Origin of the sequence: Mesorhizobium loti, from assembly GCF_003148495.1 — a bacterium.
Classification (GTDB): domain Bacteria; phylum Pseudomonadota; class Alphaproteobacteria; order Rhizobiales; family Rhizobiaceae; genus Mesorhizobium; species Mesorhizobium loti.
The window spans coordinates 472,134-486,219 of sequence record NZ_QGGH01000004.1 but is presented as its reverse complement, the minus strand read 5'-3'; the positions used below and the strand labels follow the sequence as shown (position 1 = coordinate 486,219).

At 63.3% G+C, this 14,086-nt stretch carries 9 protein-coding genes; 5 read left to right on the top strand and 4 right to left on the bottom strand.

Translation table 11 applies throughout. From position 1 onward, the window contains the following. Positions 1–51 precede the first annotated feature (51 nt). The 3 genes from C8D77_RS19160 to C8D77_RS19150 form a co-directional block, all read right to left on the bottom strand. On the bottom strand, positions 52–1,221 hold the full coding sequence (locus tag C8D77_RS19160; protein ID WP_109666497.1) for an acyl-CoA dehydrogenase family protein: 1,170 nt from the start codon (positions 1,219–1,221) through the stop codon (positions 52–54). Positions 1,222–1,336: 115 nt separating this feature from the next. Then, a complete protein-coding gene (locus tag C8D77_RS19155; RefSeq protein WP_109666495.1) occupies positions 1,337–3,127 on the bottom strand; it encodes an acyl-CoA dehydrogenase in 1,791 nt (596 codons plus the stop codon). Between the two features lie 273 nt (positions 3,128–3,400). Then, complete coding sequence (locus tag C8D77_RS19150) at positions 3,401–3,859, bottom strand: MerR family transcriptional regulator (protein WP_109666492.1); 459 nt, start codon at positions 3,857–3,859, stop codon at positions 3,401–3,403. 458 nt (positions 3,860–4,317) lie between these two features. Between C8D77_RS19150 and C8D77_RS19145 the strand changes: the two genes are divergently transcribed. From C8D77_RS19145 to C8D77_RS19130, 4 genes are all read left to right on the top strand, one after another. Next, positions 4,318–8,343, top strand: coding sequence for a peptidoglycan-binding protein (locus C8D77_RS19145; RefSeq protein WP_109666489.1), 4,026 nt, complete (start codon positions 4,318–4,320; stop codon positions 8,341–8,343). Positions 8,344–8,535: 192 nt separating this feature from the next. Beyond that, the gene (locus C8D77_RS19140; protein ID WP_109666487.1) at positions 8,536–9,459 is read left to right on the top strand and encodes a sulfite exporter TauE/SafE family protein; all 924 of its coding nucleotides are present in this window, start codon (positions 8,536–8,538) and stop codon (positions 9,457–9,459) included. Then, positions 9,459–10,250 (top strand): TIGR02186 family protein, encoded by a 792-nt coding sequence (locus C8D77_RS19135; RefSeq protein ID WP_109666485.1) that lies wholly within the window; start codon positions 9,459–9,461, stop codon positions 10,248–10,250. The genes C8D77_RS19140 and C8D77_RS19135 overlap by 1 nt, the downstream gene beginning before the upstream one ends. Positions 10,251–10,419: 169 nt before the next feature. Further along, complete coding sequence (locus tag C8D77_RS19130; protein WP_109666483.1) at positions 10,420–11,676, top strand: Hsp70 family protein; 1,257 nt, start codon at positions 10,420–10,422, stop codon at positions 11,674–11,676. Positions 11,677–11,862: 186 nt separating this feature from the next. Here C8D77_RS19130 and C8D77_RS19125 read toward each other — a convergent pair whose 3' ends face one another. Beyond that, complete coding sequence (locus C8D77_RS19125) at positions 11,863–12,324, bottom strand: cupin domain-containing protein (RefSeq protein WP_109666784.1); 462 nt, start codon at positions 12,322–12,324, stop codon at positions 11,863–11,865. A gap of 109 nt (positions 12,325–12,433) precedes the next feature. Between C8D77_RS19125 and C8D77_RS19120 the strand changes: the two genes are divergently transcribed. Beyond that, positions 12,434–13,996 (top strand): winged helix-turn-helix domain-containing tetratricopeptide repeat protein, encoded by a 1,563-nt coding sequence (locus tag C8D77_RS19120; RefSeq protein ID WP_109666481.1) that lies wholly within the window; start codon positions 12,434–12,436, stop codon positions 13,994–13,996. Positions 13,997–14,086 lie beyond the last annotated feature (90 nt).

The following is a 14,086-nucleotide window of genomic DNA, read 5'->3' as shown; positions in this document are numbered from 1 at the left end:
ACTGATGCATGTCGATCCCCCAAAACCGGGACCACTTTTGAGCGACATGCATTAGAGCGAGCGTCCGATCAGCAATTTCATGATCTCGTTGGTGCCGCCGTAGATGCGTTGGACGCGAGCGTCGCGGAACATGCGGGCGATCGGATATTCATTCATGTAGCCATAGCCGCCATGCAGTTGAAGGCATTCGTCGACGACTTTTCCCTGCAGGTCGCTGAGCCAGTACTTGGCCATCGACGCGGTCACGGGATCGAGGCCGCCGGCAATGTGGCGGGTAACGCAATCATTATAGAAGACGCGGCCGATGGTGGCCTCGGTCTTGAGTTCGGCCAGCTTGAACTGGGTGTTCTGGAAATCGATGATCGCCTTGCCGAACGCCTTGCGCTCCTTGACGTAGTCGATGGTCAGCGCCAGCGCCCGCTCGATCATGGCAATGGCGCCGGTGCCGATCTGCAGCCGCTCCTGCGGCAATTGCTGCATCAGCTGGACGAAACCTTGCCCTTCCTCGTGGCCGAGCAGGTTGGAGGTCGGCACACGCATGTCGTTGAAGAACAGCTCCGACGTGTCGTTGGCCTTCAAGCCGATCTTGTCGAGGTTGCGGCCGCGCTGGAAGCCTTCGACCTCATCGGTCTCGACGACGATCAGCGACGTGCCCTTGGCGCCCTTCTCCGGATCGGTCTTGGTGACGACGATGATGAAGTTCGCGAGCTGGCCGTTGGTGATGAAGGTCTTGGAACCATTGATCTTGTACTGGTTGCCATCCTTTTCTGCGCGCGTCTTGACGCCCTGCAGGTCGGAGCCCGCGCCGGGCTCGGTCATGGCGATCGCGCCGATCAGCTCGCCGGTCGCCAGCTTCGGCAGCCATTTCTTCTTCTGCTCCTCGGAGCCGTAATGGAGGATGTAAGGGGCGACGATCGAATTGTGCAGGCCGATGCCGAAACCATCGACGCCGACATGGCCGATGGCCTCGATGATGGCGCTCTCATGCGCGAAGGTACCGCCGGAGCCGCCATATTCCTCTGGCATAGAGGCGCAGAGCAGACCAGCCGCACCGGCCTTCAGCCAGCTCTCGCGGTCGACCATCTCGTTCTTCTCGAACTCGTCGTAGCGCGGCGCGATCTCCTCCGACATGAAGCGGTGCGCCATGTCGTAGAGCATGCCGACCTCGTCCGCCGCCCAGGCGGGCTTGGGGAGGTTCAGGATTTCGGCGGGGCTGGTCATGTTGGTATGATACTCCTCCCAGAGCACATCGTTAGAGTTGAGGTCGGCGCACTTCACGCAGGACCCCACCCGGCCCTCCGGGCCACCCTCCCCTCAAGGGGGAGGGGAACCATCTTTAGAACGCTTCCGCCGGCAGGGCCATTAGCGTGTCCGCACCACTCGAGATCCGGGCGAGGTGCGCCGACGTCTCCGGCATGATCCGCTCCATGAAGAAGCGCCCCGTCACAACCTTGTTGTCGTAGAAGGACTGGGAACCGTTGGCGCCCGTCTTGCCAAGTGCCGCTTTGGCCATCTGCGCCCACATGTAGCCCAGCGCCACCAGGCCGAAGAGATGCATGTAGTCGGTCGAGGCGGCGCCCGCATTGTCGGGCTTGGCCATGCCGTTCTGCACCAGCCACATGGTCGCCGCCTGCAGATCGTTGAGACCCTTCTTCAAGGCCTTTGTGAACGGCGCCATCTTCTCGTCGGAGCGGCTCTCCTCGCAGAACTCACCGACCTCCTTGAAGAAGGCCTGCACGGCGCGGCCGCCATTCAGGCCGAGCTTGCGGCCGACGAGGTCGAGCGCCTGGATGCCGTTGGCGCCTTCATAGATCATGGCGATGCGGGCATCGCGCACGAACTGGCTCATGCCATGCTCTTCGATGTAGCCGTGACCGCCGAACACCTGCTGCGCCATGACGGCGTGGTCGAACCCCTTGTCGGTGAGCACGCCCTTGACCACCGGCGTCATCAGGCCGGTGTAGTCGTCGGCGGCCTGGCGGTCCTTGTCATCACCGGAGCGGTGGGCGATGTCGGACTTGATCGCGGTCCACAGCGCCAGCGCGCGGCCGGCCTCGTTGAACGCCTTCATGGTCATCAGACTGCGGCGGATGTCGGGATGGACGATGATCGGGTCGGCCTTCTTGTCCGGCGCCTTCGGCCCCGACAATGAACGGCCCTGCAAGCGGTCCTTGGCGTAGGCGACGGCGTTCTGATAGGCGATCTCCGACAGCGACAGCCCCTGCAGGCCGACGCCGAGGCGTGCCTCGTTCATCATCGTGAACATCGCCTTGAGGCCGCCATTGGCCTCGCCGAGCAGCGTGCCTTGCGCCTCGTCATAGTTCATGACGCAGGTCGAATTGCCGTGGATGCCCATCTTCTCCTCGATCGAGCCGCAGGAGACGGTGTTCCTGGCGCCCGGATTGCCCGATGCGTCGAGCATGAGCTTCGGTACGATGAACAGCGAGATGCCCTTGACGCCTTCCGGCGCGCCCTCAATGCGGGCCAGCACCAGATGGACGATGTTGTCCGACATGTCGTGTTCGCCGGCCGAGATGAAGATCTTCTGGCCTGAAATCTTGTAGGTGCCATCGCCGTTCGGCACCGCCTTGGTGCGCAACAGGCCGAGATCGGTGCCGCAATGCGGCTCGGTCAGGTTCATGGTGCCGGTCCAGGCACCCTCGATCATCCTGGGCAGCCACTTCGCCTTCTGCTCGTCGGTGCCATGGGTGATGATCGCCGCGATCGCACCTTGCGTCAGGCCCGGATACATCATCAGCGACATGTTGGCCGAGACCATATATTCGGCGACGGCGGTGTGCACGGCATAGGGCAGGCCCTGACCGCCGAACTCGACCGGCGCGGCCAATCCCATCCAGCCGCCCTCGCGATACTGGTCGAAGGCCTCCTTGAAGCCTTTCGGCGTGGTCACCGAGCCATCGTCATGACGCACGCAGCCTTCCATGTCGCCGACACGGTTCAGCGGCTGCATGACGTTTTCGGCGAGCTTGGCGCCTTCGGCGAGGATCGCCTCGAGCACATCGGGCGTGGCGTCGGAAAATCCGGGAAGGTTCGAATAGCGCTGATAACCCAGCACCTCGTTGAGCACGAACAGCGTATCCTGGACCGGAGCCCTGTATGTCGGCATGCTTTTTCTCCACCCTGCAAACCCGGTCCGAATGCCCCGAAGACAAGCCAGGGGCGGCATGCGGACCCATATTGGGAGCGGGATAGCAAAAATTGACGTTTGCGTAAACGTCAATTTTTTTGATGCGACAAGATTTCCCGCCCATTGCGGCAATGAGCGTAGCGGCGCGACGTCGCGCAAGCCAGCGCCGAAGGCTATATTGGTGGGGTCAGGACAACGAAAAGCCGCGCGGCAGTGCCACGCGGCTTGATAGTCAGGCAATCAGTGGATGACTTAGCTCGCGGCGCTCGCCTGCGGTGCCGACCGCTCGGTCAGCATTCGGCGCACCGCCGACATCGAGCCACTTAGCTCGTTGATGGCATCGTCGATAAGCGCCCGCTGCTTCTGCAGGCGGGCAAGCTGCTTTTCCGACTTGTCCAGCGCGAGCTTGAGCTGCTTGGTGTTGGAACCGGTCGGATCGTAGAGATCCATCATCTGCTTGACGTCGCGCAGCGAGAACCCGACCTTGCGGCCAAGCAGGATCAGTTTCAGCCGGGCCTTGTCACGGCGTGTGTAGAGACGGGTCGAACCGTCGCGCTGCGGGTTGAGCAGGCCCTTGTCTTCGTAGAAACGCAGCGTGCGCAGCGTCACTCCGTATTTCTTCGCCATCTCGCCGATGCGGACAAGGTCCTCGCTGGTTTCGACAGACATATTGGTATTGGCCGCGGTCTCGCCGGCCGAGATAAGCTTCATGGTCACTGGCTTTCCCCGTCTGGTGGCGTCGCGGTCCTGGACCGTGCGTCGCCTGACTGGAAGCGGGGGCTTGCTTCCAGTCGTGGTTTCAACAAACAAATCGCAAAATAGCACGCTCGAATGCGCCTTTTACGTTTACGTCAATTCTATACCGATAGCCGCCTCATGACGCAAGGGCGTTCTGCGGGCTGAGCTTTATGCCGCACCGTCAAGCCGGCAGCCAACTTCCTTGCAACTTCTTAAGTTTGGTTAACGCGTTGTTTACCACGTTGGGGGAAATGTGGGCACGTCGGCTACCCGTGTTTATCCTGTATCGAATTTTTCACGGTTTTTCGGAGCGCGGGTGAGAACCTGGGAAGCTCGTCTTCCGCCGCGGCATAGCCGCAGGTCGCCTTCGTTCCGGCAGGGACTTGGGGGAACTGGCCACGAGCCAGCCATTCTGAAAGACGGACGCACCTATGAACAGCAAGCGGTCCTATCTCGATACACTCAACGCCGGCAGGCAGCGCAGGCCGCAGACCACGCTCGAGCAGTTGAACCAGTCGCTTGAGACGCTGGAGCAGCGGCTTGAGCGGACGCGCGAGGATCCGATGGCACGTCCCGATCTCCGCCAACCCGATCCTCGCCAATATGGCGCCGATGCGCGCTATCCCGCCGCCCGACCCACTGGCCAGCAGCGCTGGTATGAGGATCCGCAGCCGGCGCCGCGCCCGAAAAGCCCGATGCAAGGAGCCACCGCTTACCAGGCCATTGCCCGCGACATCGATCGCGTGCGCGGCCAGGAGGACGGCGTGGCTATGGTCGGCAAGATCGCCGGCGAGTTGCGCGGCATGCGCGAGGAATTGCGCCACCAGATGACATCAGGGCTGCAGCGCGAATTCGAAGCGCTGCGCAAGGACATCGAGCGGGCTTTCCAGTCGGGCGCCAGGCCCGGTGCTTCGGCCAAGGGCAGCGCCGAGCTCGGCCTTGAATTCGAACGGCTTTCCGGCGCCATCCAGACGCTGGCCGAGAAGAGCGACGACAGAAGCGTCAACATGCTGCGACTCGAGCTCGAACAGGTCAAAGCCGCGCTCGAGACGCTGGCGCGCGAAGAGAGCGTGCAGAAGGTCGACCGCCGCTGGGACGATTTCGATCGCCGCTGGACGGCTTTCGAGGACCGCGTCGACGCCGACCAGCGCAAGCGCTCGGACGACCCGGGCCTTTCAATGCTGACCGACCGGCTGGAGCAGATCAGCAATGCCGTCAACAACCTGCCGGAATCGCTGTCGCTGCGCTCGCTCGAGGAAAAGGTGCGCACGCTCGCCGGCGCCGTCGACCATTTCGCCAGCCAGCAGGACAATCGCGGCAGCGACACGCTTGGCATGATCGACGAGCGGCTGGACGAGATTTCCCGCGCCATCGTTGCATCGACGGTCGCGGCGCAAGCCAATTCATTCGACCACGAGGCTTTCGAGCGCATCGAGAGGCGGATCGACTCGCTTGCCAGCCAGATTGAGGAAGTGGCGCAGGATCGGCCCGGCAACGCGGTCATGGACCGGCTGGGCACGCTGTCGAGCCGGGTCGACGAGCTCGCCGGCCGCGCCAACCTGCCCGAGCAGGCGATGGAGCGCCTGGCCAAGCAGATCGCACTCATCGCCGACAAGATCGACCAGGCACCCGCCATGCCCGACGCCGACTACATCTTCCACGGGCTGGAGCAACGCTTCGACGTGCTGTCGGGCATGATGGAGCGCCGCCAGGGTGACGCCATCGAACAGGGCAACATGCTGTTCCGCGATCTCGAACGCCGGCTGGACGAGGTTGCCGACAGGCTCGACCAGCGCATGCCGCAGGTCGACAGCGCCGGCATCATGGAAGCCATCGATGCCCGCTTCACCGCGCTGGCCAAGCGCATGGAAACGCGTGTTCCCGATCCCGCGGGCGAAGCAGCGATCCGCGGCCTGGAAAGCCGGCTCGAAGACATTTCAAGCCGGCTGGACGCATCGGCCGCGCAGGTGGCCGGCATCGATCCTGCGCTGATCCGCAGTCTGGAGGCGCAGGTCGCCGGCCTGTCCGCACATCTTTCCAAGCCCAGCACGCCGCTGCCGGAATTCGAGGACATCAGCCCGCGTCTCAACGAAATTGAAAAGTCGCTGGCTGGAACCCGCGATTCCATCCTTGGCGCGGCGCGCGAAGCGGCCGAGAACGCGGTGCAATCGCTGGCTGGTTCGAGCGCCAATACGACCGCCGTTTCCGGCCTCGCCCAGGATTTGAAGACGCTTGAAACGCTGACGCGGCGCTCCGACGAGCGCAATTCGAGAACATTCGAGGCCATCCACGACACGTTGCTCAAGATCGTCGACCGGCTGGGTTCGCTCGAACCCGGCGAGCCGGTCGAGGCGATGAGCGAACTGCTGGATGCGGCACCGGTCGAGCCGAGCAACTGGCGCGGTGCACGGCGACCCAAGATGGCCGTCGACGCGCCGTCGATGGATATCGATCAGCCTCTGCCATTGACTGGAGACATGGCCGATCTCGATGGCCGCGCCGCCGCCATCCTGCGCAATGAGCCGGGCGCTCGTAGCGACCTAAGTGCACGTAGCGACATGGGTCTGCGAAGCGACTTGGGTATGGGGACGCGCACGCCAGCCGAAGCCGCAGCGGCTGCGGCCATGGCTGCTCTCGGCTCCGACGCGATTGTCGAGAAGAACGAACAGGCGGGCGGCCGCAGATCGATGTTCGGCGGGCTGGCCCGCGCCTTCAAGGGCAAGAAGGAGGCGGACATTCCGCCACTGGCCGGCTCGGCGCCGAGTGCCCCAATACCGAGCGTCGATCTCGACGAGCCGCTCGATCCGAAAATGGCCAACCGGCCGCTGGAGCCCGGCTCCGGCGCACCTGACCTTAATGCCATCATGAAACGCGTGCGTGACGAGCGCGGCCAGCCGGCCAAGCCCAGCGACACCGATGCCGCGAAATCGGATTTCATCGCCGCGGCCCGGCGCGCGGCGCAGGCTGCGGCCGCCGAGGCCGATGCACTGAAGCGCCAGTCGACGGTGACCGGACCGGTAAAGGCGCTACGGATCGGCGACCTGCTCAAGGCACGGCGCAAGCCGATCCTGATGGGGACGACCGCGATCTTGCTGGCGCTGGGCGCCTTGCAACTGGGCAAGGCCTTCTTCGCCGATCCCGCACAGATGGCGAGCAACGACGTCGCGCCGATCGTCGCCTCGCAGCCGGTGAAAACCGCCTCATTCGACGCCGCTGGCCAGCCAAAGACAGACATCCAGCTTCCGGCAGCAGAAAGCGCGCCGGACCGTGTCGTCAGACAGGCCGAACCGTCCGACCCGCTGACCAAGGACGATATGGCATCGCAAACCCCGATGGCCACGCCGCCAGCCGCCGAGCTGTCGATGGACGCCGCGCCGCCAGCCCAGCCGGCTCCTGCACCGCTCGCTTCGGCTGCGCCCGCCGATGCGAACGCGGCGGCGTCCGGCACCACAGCCTCTGCTGTGCCTGCCCCGGCTGCTGCGGCCTCCGCTGAAGCAACAGATGCCGACACCCAGCCGATGGCGGTTCAGCCGACCGCCGCCAAGGACACCACGGGCGCGGTTGCGCCAGCGGACGCTTCGCCGGCGGCGGCGACGGCAAAGTTCGACATTCCCGCTGACGCCGGCCCGGTCGCCTTGCGCGATGCCGCCGCCGGCGGCGATGCCAAGGCGCTGTTCGAGATCGGCTCGCGCTATGCCGAGTCGCGCGGCGTCAAGGAAGACATGGCGGCAGCGGCCAAATGGTACGAGAAGTCGGCGGAACTCGGCTTCGCGCCGGCCGAATACCGCATCGGCAATTTCTACGAAAAGGGCATCGGCGTCGCACGCGACATCAAGAAGGCGAAGACCTGGTACCAACTTTCCGCGGCGCAGGGCAACGCCAGCGGCATGCACAATCTGGCCGTGCTGTTCGCCATGGCCGCTGACGGCGTGACCGACAATGAATCGGCCGCGCACTGGTTCCAGGCGGCGGCCGACGTCGGCGTCAAGGACAGCCAGTTCAATCTCGGCATCCTCGCCGCCAAGGGCGTCGGCATGAAGCAGAACCTCGAAGAGTCCTACAAATGGTTCGCGCTCGTCGCCAAGACCGGCGACAAGGATGCCGCAGCCAAGCGCGACGAGATCGCCAATGCGCTGCGGCCCGAGCAGCTCGAACGCGCCCGCGCCGCGGCCGAACTGTGGAAGGCCAAGCCGCTGGATGCGGCAGCCAATTCGGCCGACATTCCCGAATCCTGGCAGGACGGCGCACCGCAGACGACCGCCAGCATCGACATGAAGAAGGCCGTCGAGAACATCCAGCGCATTCTCAACAAGAACGGCTACGACGCCGGCGGCGCCGACGGCAAGATGGGCCAGAAGACGAAGACCGCGATCATGGCTTTCCAGACCGACAACAAGATGGCGGCGACCGGTGAAGTCGATGAAAAACTGGTCAAGGCGCTGCTGGCGCGCAAATAACGGCAGAGGCGTCGCTTCCACGACGCCCTTGCCACACATTTGCCTGTTAACTGATTGAGATGTTTTTTGTTTCGGCGGCGTGGCGCGGTTTGACTTCGCAGCACCTCCGGCGCAAGAACGAATTGGCTTGTCGGTCCAAGATGCCCGCAACGGTTGCATTCGCCGACAGGCAGAACTGATCGAGACTGACGGGTGGGCATCTATCTCCCGATCGCGGAAATTTCCGTCAATATCTTCGTCCTGCTGGCCATGGGCGCGGCGGTGGGTTTCCTGTCGGGCATGTTCGGTGTCGGCGGCGGCTTCCTCATCACGCCGCTCTTGATCTTCTACAACATACCCCCGGCGATCGCGGTCGCCACCGGCGCCAACCAGGTCATCGCCTCCTCCGTCTCCGGTGTCCTTTCGCACATGAAGCGAGGGACGCTCGACTTCAAGCTCGGTGGGGTGTTGCTGGCCGGCGGCATTGTCGGTTCCACCGGCGGCATCTACGTCTTCGCCTTCCTGCGCCGCCTCGGCCAGCTCGACCTCTTTATCTCGCTGCTCTACGTCGTGCTGCTCGGCACGGTCGGCGGACTGATGCTGGTCGAAAGCGTCAATGCGCTGCGCGCCACGCGCAGCGGTGCGGCACCGGTGCTGAAGAAATCCGGCCAGCACAACTGGATCCACCGCTTGCCGCTGAAGATGCGCTTCAGGGCCTCGAAACTGTTCGTCAGCGTCATCCCGGTGCTCGGCCTTGGCGCCGGCATCGGCTTCCTGTCGTCGATCATGGGTGTCGGCGGCGGCTTCATCATGGTGCCGGCGCTGATCTATCTGCTGAAAGTGCCGACCAATGTCGTTATCGGCACCTCGCTCTTCCAGATCATCTTCACTTCCGCCTATACGACACTGGTCCACGCCACCACCAACCAGACGGTCGACGTCGTGCTGGCCTTCCTGCTGATGGCGGGCGGCGTGGCCGGCGCGCAATATGGCGCCAAGGCCGGTCAGAGGCTGCGCGGCGAGCAGCTCAGGGCCTTGCTGGCGCTGCTGGTGCTGGCGGTGGCGATACGATTGGCCATCGATCTTTTCGTCACTCCGCCCAATCTCTATTCGCTGTCCGCCGTGGGCCTCAACTGATGAGGGCTCCGAACGCGTTCGCAACCGCCATTGTCCTGTCATTGCTTGCGGCCGCGGTATCAGCGAAGGCACAGGTCCCATTGACGGAAGGCATCCAGATCGGGCTCTCCACCGACAATGTCTCGATCACCGCCGGCTTTTCCGGCGCCGACCTGACCATCTTCGGTTCGCTGGAAAATCCCGATCCACTCGTCGCTCGCCAGGGCCGCTACGATGTCATCGTCGTGCTCGAAGGCCCGCCCAAACCGGTGGTGGTGCGCCGCAAGGACAGGGTGCTTGGCGTCTGGGTCAATCTGGACTCCGAGACCTTCGAGAACGTGCCGATGTCCTATTCGGTGGCGACGACGCGGCCGCTGCAGGACATCACCGAACCCAACAGCTACAAGCAGCTGTCGCTTGGCGCCTCCAACCTCTACATGCAGCCCGCCGATGCCGGCGACAGCCCGGCGACGATCGAGGAATTCACCGCGGCGTTGCGGGAGCGCAAGTCGGCGACCGGCCTCTACAGCGAGAATGTCGGCGGCGTGCAATTCCTGTCGCAGAACCTGTTCCGCGCCACCGTCAGGCTGGCGCCGAATGTCCCGGTCGGCACCCACAAGGCACGCGCCTTCCTGTTCAAGAGCGGCCTGTTCATCAAGGAAAGCTCAGCCCAGCTCGAAATCCGCAAATCCGGTTTCGAACAGTCGATCTTCCGTGTCGCCCATAATTATTCCTTCCTCTATGGCGTCTTTGCGATATCGCTGGCCATGCTGACAGGCTGGCTCGGAAGGCTGATCTTCCGGCGAGACTAGAACTTTTCCCGAAAAGTGGTTTCCCTTTGCGGGAGCATGCGGTAGACCGCGCTCCCCAGCCAACTTGCAGACACAAACAATTCGGTTCGGCAGAGCAGCCCGTCCCCGGGCAGCGCGCGATTTCTCATGGCGCCTGTCGGCTCGCCGTCGACAAATACAGGAACTTGTCATGCGACCAGCCTTCGGCGGTATCGACTTCGGTACTTCGAACTCCACCGTTGGCGTGGTCCGCAACGGGCAGCCGCGCCTTGTCGCGCTTGAAGACGGCCAAGTGACGCTGCCCAGTGCCGTGTTCTTCAACTTCGAGGACAACCGCACCTGTTTTGGCCGCCACGCCATCGCCAACTACACCGACAGCATCGAAGGCCGGCTGATGCGTTCGCTGAAGAGCGTGCTCGGCAGTTCGCTGGCTCACGAGAAGACCCGCATCAAGGCGCGCTCGATCGGCTTCATGGAGATCGTCGGCATGTTCCTCGGCCATCTCAAGAGGAGGCTGGAAGCAGATGTCGGCGATACGGTAGAGACCGTCGTGCTTGGCCGGCCGGTGCAATTCGTCGATGATGACGCTGAAGCCGACGCGAAGGCACAAAGCGAACTCGAGAACGCCGCGCGCGCCCAGGGCTTCAAGCATATCGCCTTCCAGTTCGAGCCTATCGCGGCGGCGCTCGACTACGAGCAGAAGGTGACGCGCGAGGAACTGGCGCTGATCATCGACATGGGCGGCGGCACGTCGGACTTCTCGATCGTGCGCGTTTCACCGCAGCGCTCCCGTTCGCTCGACCGCAAGGACGACATCCTGGCCAGCCGAGGCGTCCATATCGGCGGTACGGATTTCGACCGGCTGCTGAGCATCGCCCATGTGATGCCGCAGCTCGGCTATCTGACGCCAACCAAGGACGGCAAGCGCAATCTGCCGGCGAGCTATTTCATCGATCTGGCGACATGGCAGCGCATCAACCTGGTCTACACCGCCAAGGCCATGACGCATCTGCGCCAGATCCGCTACGAGGCCGAGCGCGCCGACCTGGTCGACCGTTTCATCCACATCGTCGAACACCGCTACGGACACGCGCTGGCGGCACTCGTCGAAAAGGCCAAGATCGAGCTGACCGACAGCTCGTCCGCCGATGTGGCGGTGAAGCTGCCGGGTGCTGAATTCGCCGCCGAAATCACACGCAGCGGGCTGGATGCCACGATTGCCAGGGACATCGAGCGGGTCACGGCAACGGTGGCGCAGACCATCCGGGACGCCGAGGTCAGGCCATCCGACATCACCGCGGTGTTCCTGACCGGCGGATCGACCGCGATCCCGCTGGCAAGGCGAGAGATCCTGTCGCTGGTGCCGCAGGCATCCGTCATCGAAGGCGACATGTTCGGCTCGGTCGGACTTGGCCTGGCGCTGGATGCGCAGCGGAAGTTCGGCTGAGGTCTTCTCAGAGCGGTCCAGCTTTTCAGAGACTGATCCGCTTTAGGCTACGCCTTGTGCCCATAAATCCCGTCGGCGTGATGCGACGAAGGTCACGTCCGCCTCGCCCCAGCACCGACCAAGCTCGTGCCACAGCGCGATATGTCGCGATTGGCCAGAAGCTGCCGTGAACCGCCGGACAGAGACTTACCCGCGTGTTGTCAAAGTCGAGAGCTGGTCAGTGTCGTAGCGGTTTCGCAAATCGGCGAGCGCTTTTGGGTCCGGCGCGCCCCGCGCCGCGAGTTTGGCGAGTTCTTCGAAATAGTGCTCGTGGCCAGGCGGAGAGACGGTCAGCAGCACGCGGGCGGGTCTCTCACTGACATTCGTGATGTCGTGCGGCACTCCCGGTGGAATGAACAGATAGGTTCCGGGCGTTGCGCGGATCGTCTTGTCGCCGACATGCCACGCACACTCGCCCTCAAGCAGGTAGAATGTCTCTTCCTGCACGCGGTGAACATGCCGTCCGGTGGCGAACCCCGCCGGGATCGTCCAGTCAAACATGCTCGTGTGCTTGGTATTTTCGCCGGTGACGAGGAAGACCATAGGTTGACCACGTAGCATGACACCCTTCTTCTCATCGGGCATGCGAATAACGGCATTGGCGCTCATGGGATCCTCCTTTGACTGGGCGCTTACTTCTGGCAAGCACTTGTGCAACATTGGCCATCGATGCTGGGAAGTCGTGAATTCGTTCCCAAAAATTTGCTAAAAGCGTTTGATGACAATCGGAGGCGACCTTTATCAGTTTGGCCCGTTCCGCCTCGATCAGGTAGCGGGCATTTTGTACCACGGTGCCGAGCCGACCATGCTTGGGCAACGCGCCGTCGCGCTGCTGCGTTTGCTGCTCCAAAACGCGGGCGTACCGGTGTCCAAGGACGCGCTGGTCGAGGCCGGCTGGGGCAAATTGGCGGTTGCCGATAACAACCTCACGGTCCAGATCGCGGCCTTGCGCCGAGTATTGGCCAACGCGGCGGATGCTAGGAGCTGGATCGAAACACTGCCGCGCCGCGGCTATCGCTATGTAGGACCGGCTGTTGCGACGAATGTCCCTGATCGTTCGGCTGCCGCCCGCACCGCGTCGGCGCTGACCCTGCCTGAGAAACCGTCCGTCGCGGTCCTGCCGTTCTCGAACTTGAGCGGGGATCCGCAGCAGGAGTACTTCGCCGATGGGATGGTCGATGACATCATCACCGGTCTGGCACGCATCAAGTGGCTTTTCGTTATCGCACGAAACTCGACCTTCACCTACAAAGGCCGCGCCGTGGACGTGAAGCAGGTCGGCAGCGAGCTTGGCGTGCGCTATGTCCTCGAAGGTAGCGTGCGCAAGGCCGGCGGTAGTGTGCGCGTGACCGGTCAGATGATCGACGCATCAACCGGCGCGCATGTGTGGGCCGAGCGCTACGACCGCAGCTCCGAGGATATTTTCGCGCTTCAGGACGAGATCGCGCTATCAGCGGTGGGCGCGATTGCTCCGAGCGTGCGAAAAGCGGAAATTGAACGCGTCAGGCGGAAGCGCCCAGAGAGTCTCGATGCTTACGATCTCGTGCTTCAAGCCCAGCCTGATGTTGATACAGGTATGCCAGTACAAGTTACGAGAGCGCTGGGGCTTCTTGAGCGTGCGATCGCACTCGAGCCTGCCTATGCCCTTGCGCATGGCAATGCCGCGATGTGTCATCATTGTCTGTTCCTTCGCTCCGGGCTGCAAGAAATCAACCGTGCGGCTTCGATCCGGCACGCCCGATCGGCCATTGTCCATGGACAAGACGATGCGCTCGCTCTGACATGGGCAGGGTTTTCGATCGGCATGGATGCGCATGATCGCGCGGCTGCGTTCACTGCGCTGGAAGCTGCCCTCGCCATTAGCCCGTCATCGGCGCTGACCTACATTCTTGGCAGCGTCATTCTCGGATGGGGCGGCGAAGCAGAGCGCGCGATAGAATGGAGCGAGAAGGGTATGCGGCTAAGCCCGTTCGATTCGTGGGCGTGGGCCGCGTTTGACGCGCAAGCAATGAGCCATTTGCTGCGCGGACGTTACGAAGAAGCTTGTCGTGCGGCCTATAAGTCCGTTCAAGCCAATCCAGCACACAGCATCACCTACGTGCAACTGACCGCTGCGCTCGCCAAACTCGGCCGGCTGGACGAAGCGAGGGCGGCCGCTGCGCGCGTGCGCGAGCTTCAGCCGGGTTTTCGCTACAGCCGCCAGTTTGCTGGCGTGAGCTGTGCGCCGGCACTCGCGGAGACTCTTGGAAGCGCGCTGCGGGACGCCGGATTGCCGGAGTGACGGTCGAGCGTTGAGGCGGACAGCGCTCGGGGTGATCCAATTTGGGTCATTTTGACGGGGTTGTCGGCAGTCTCATGCCCGCTTCTGCCC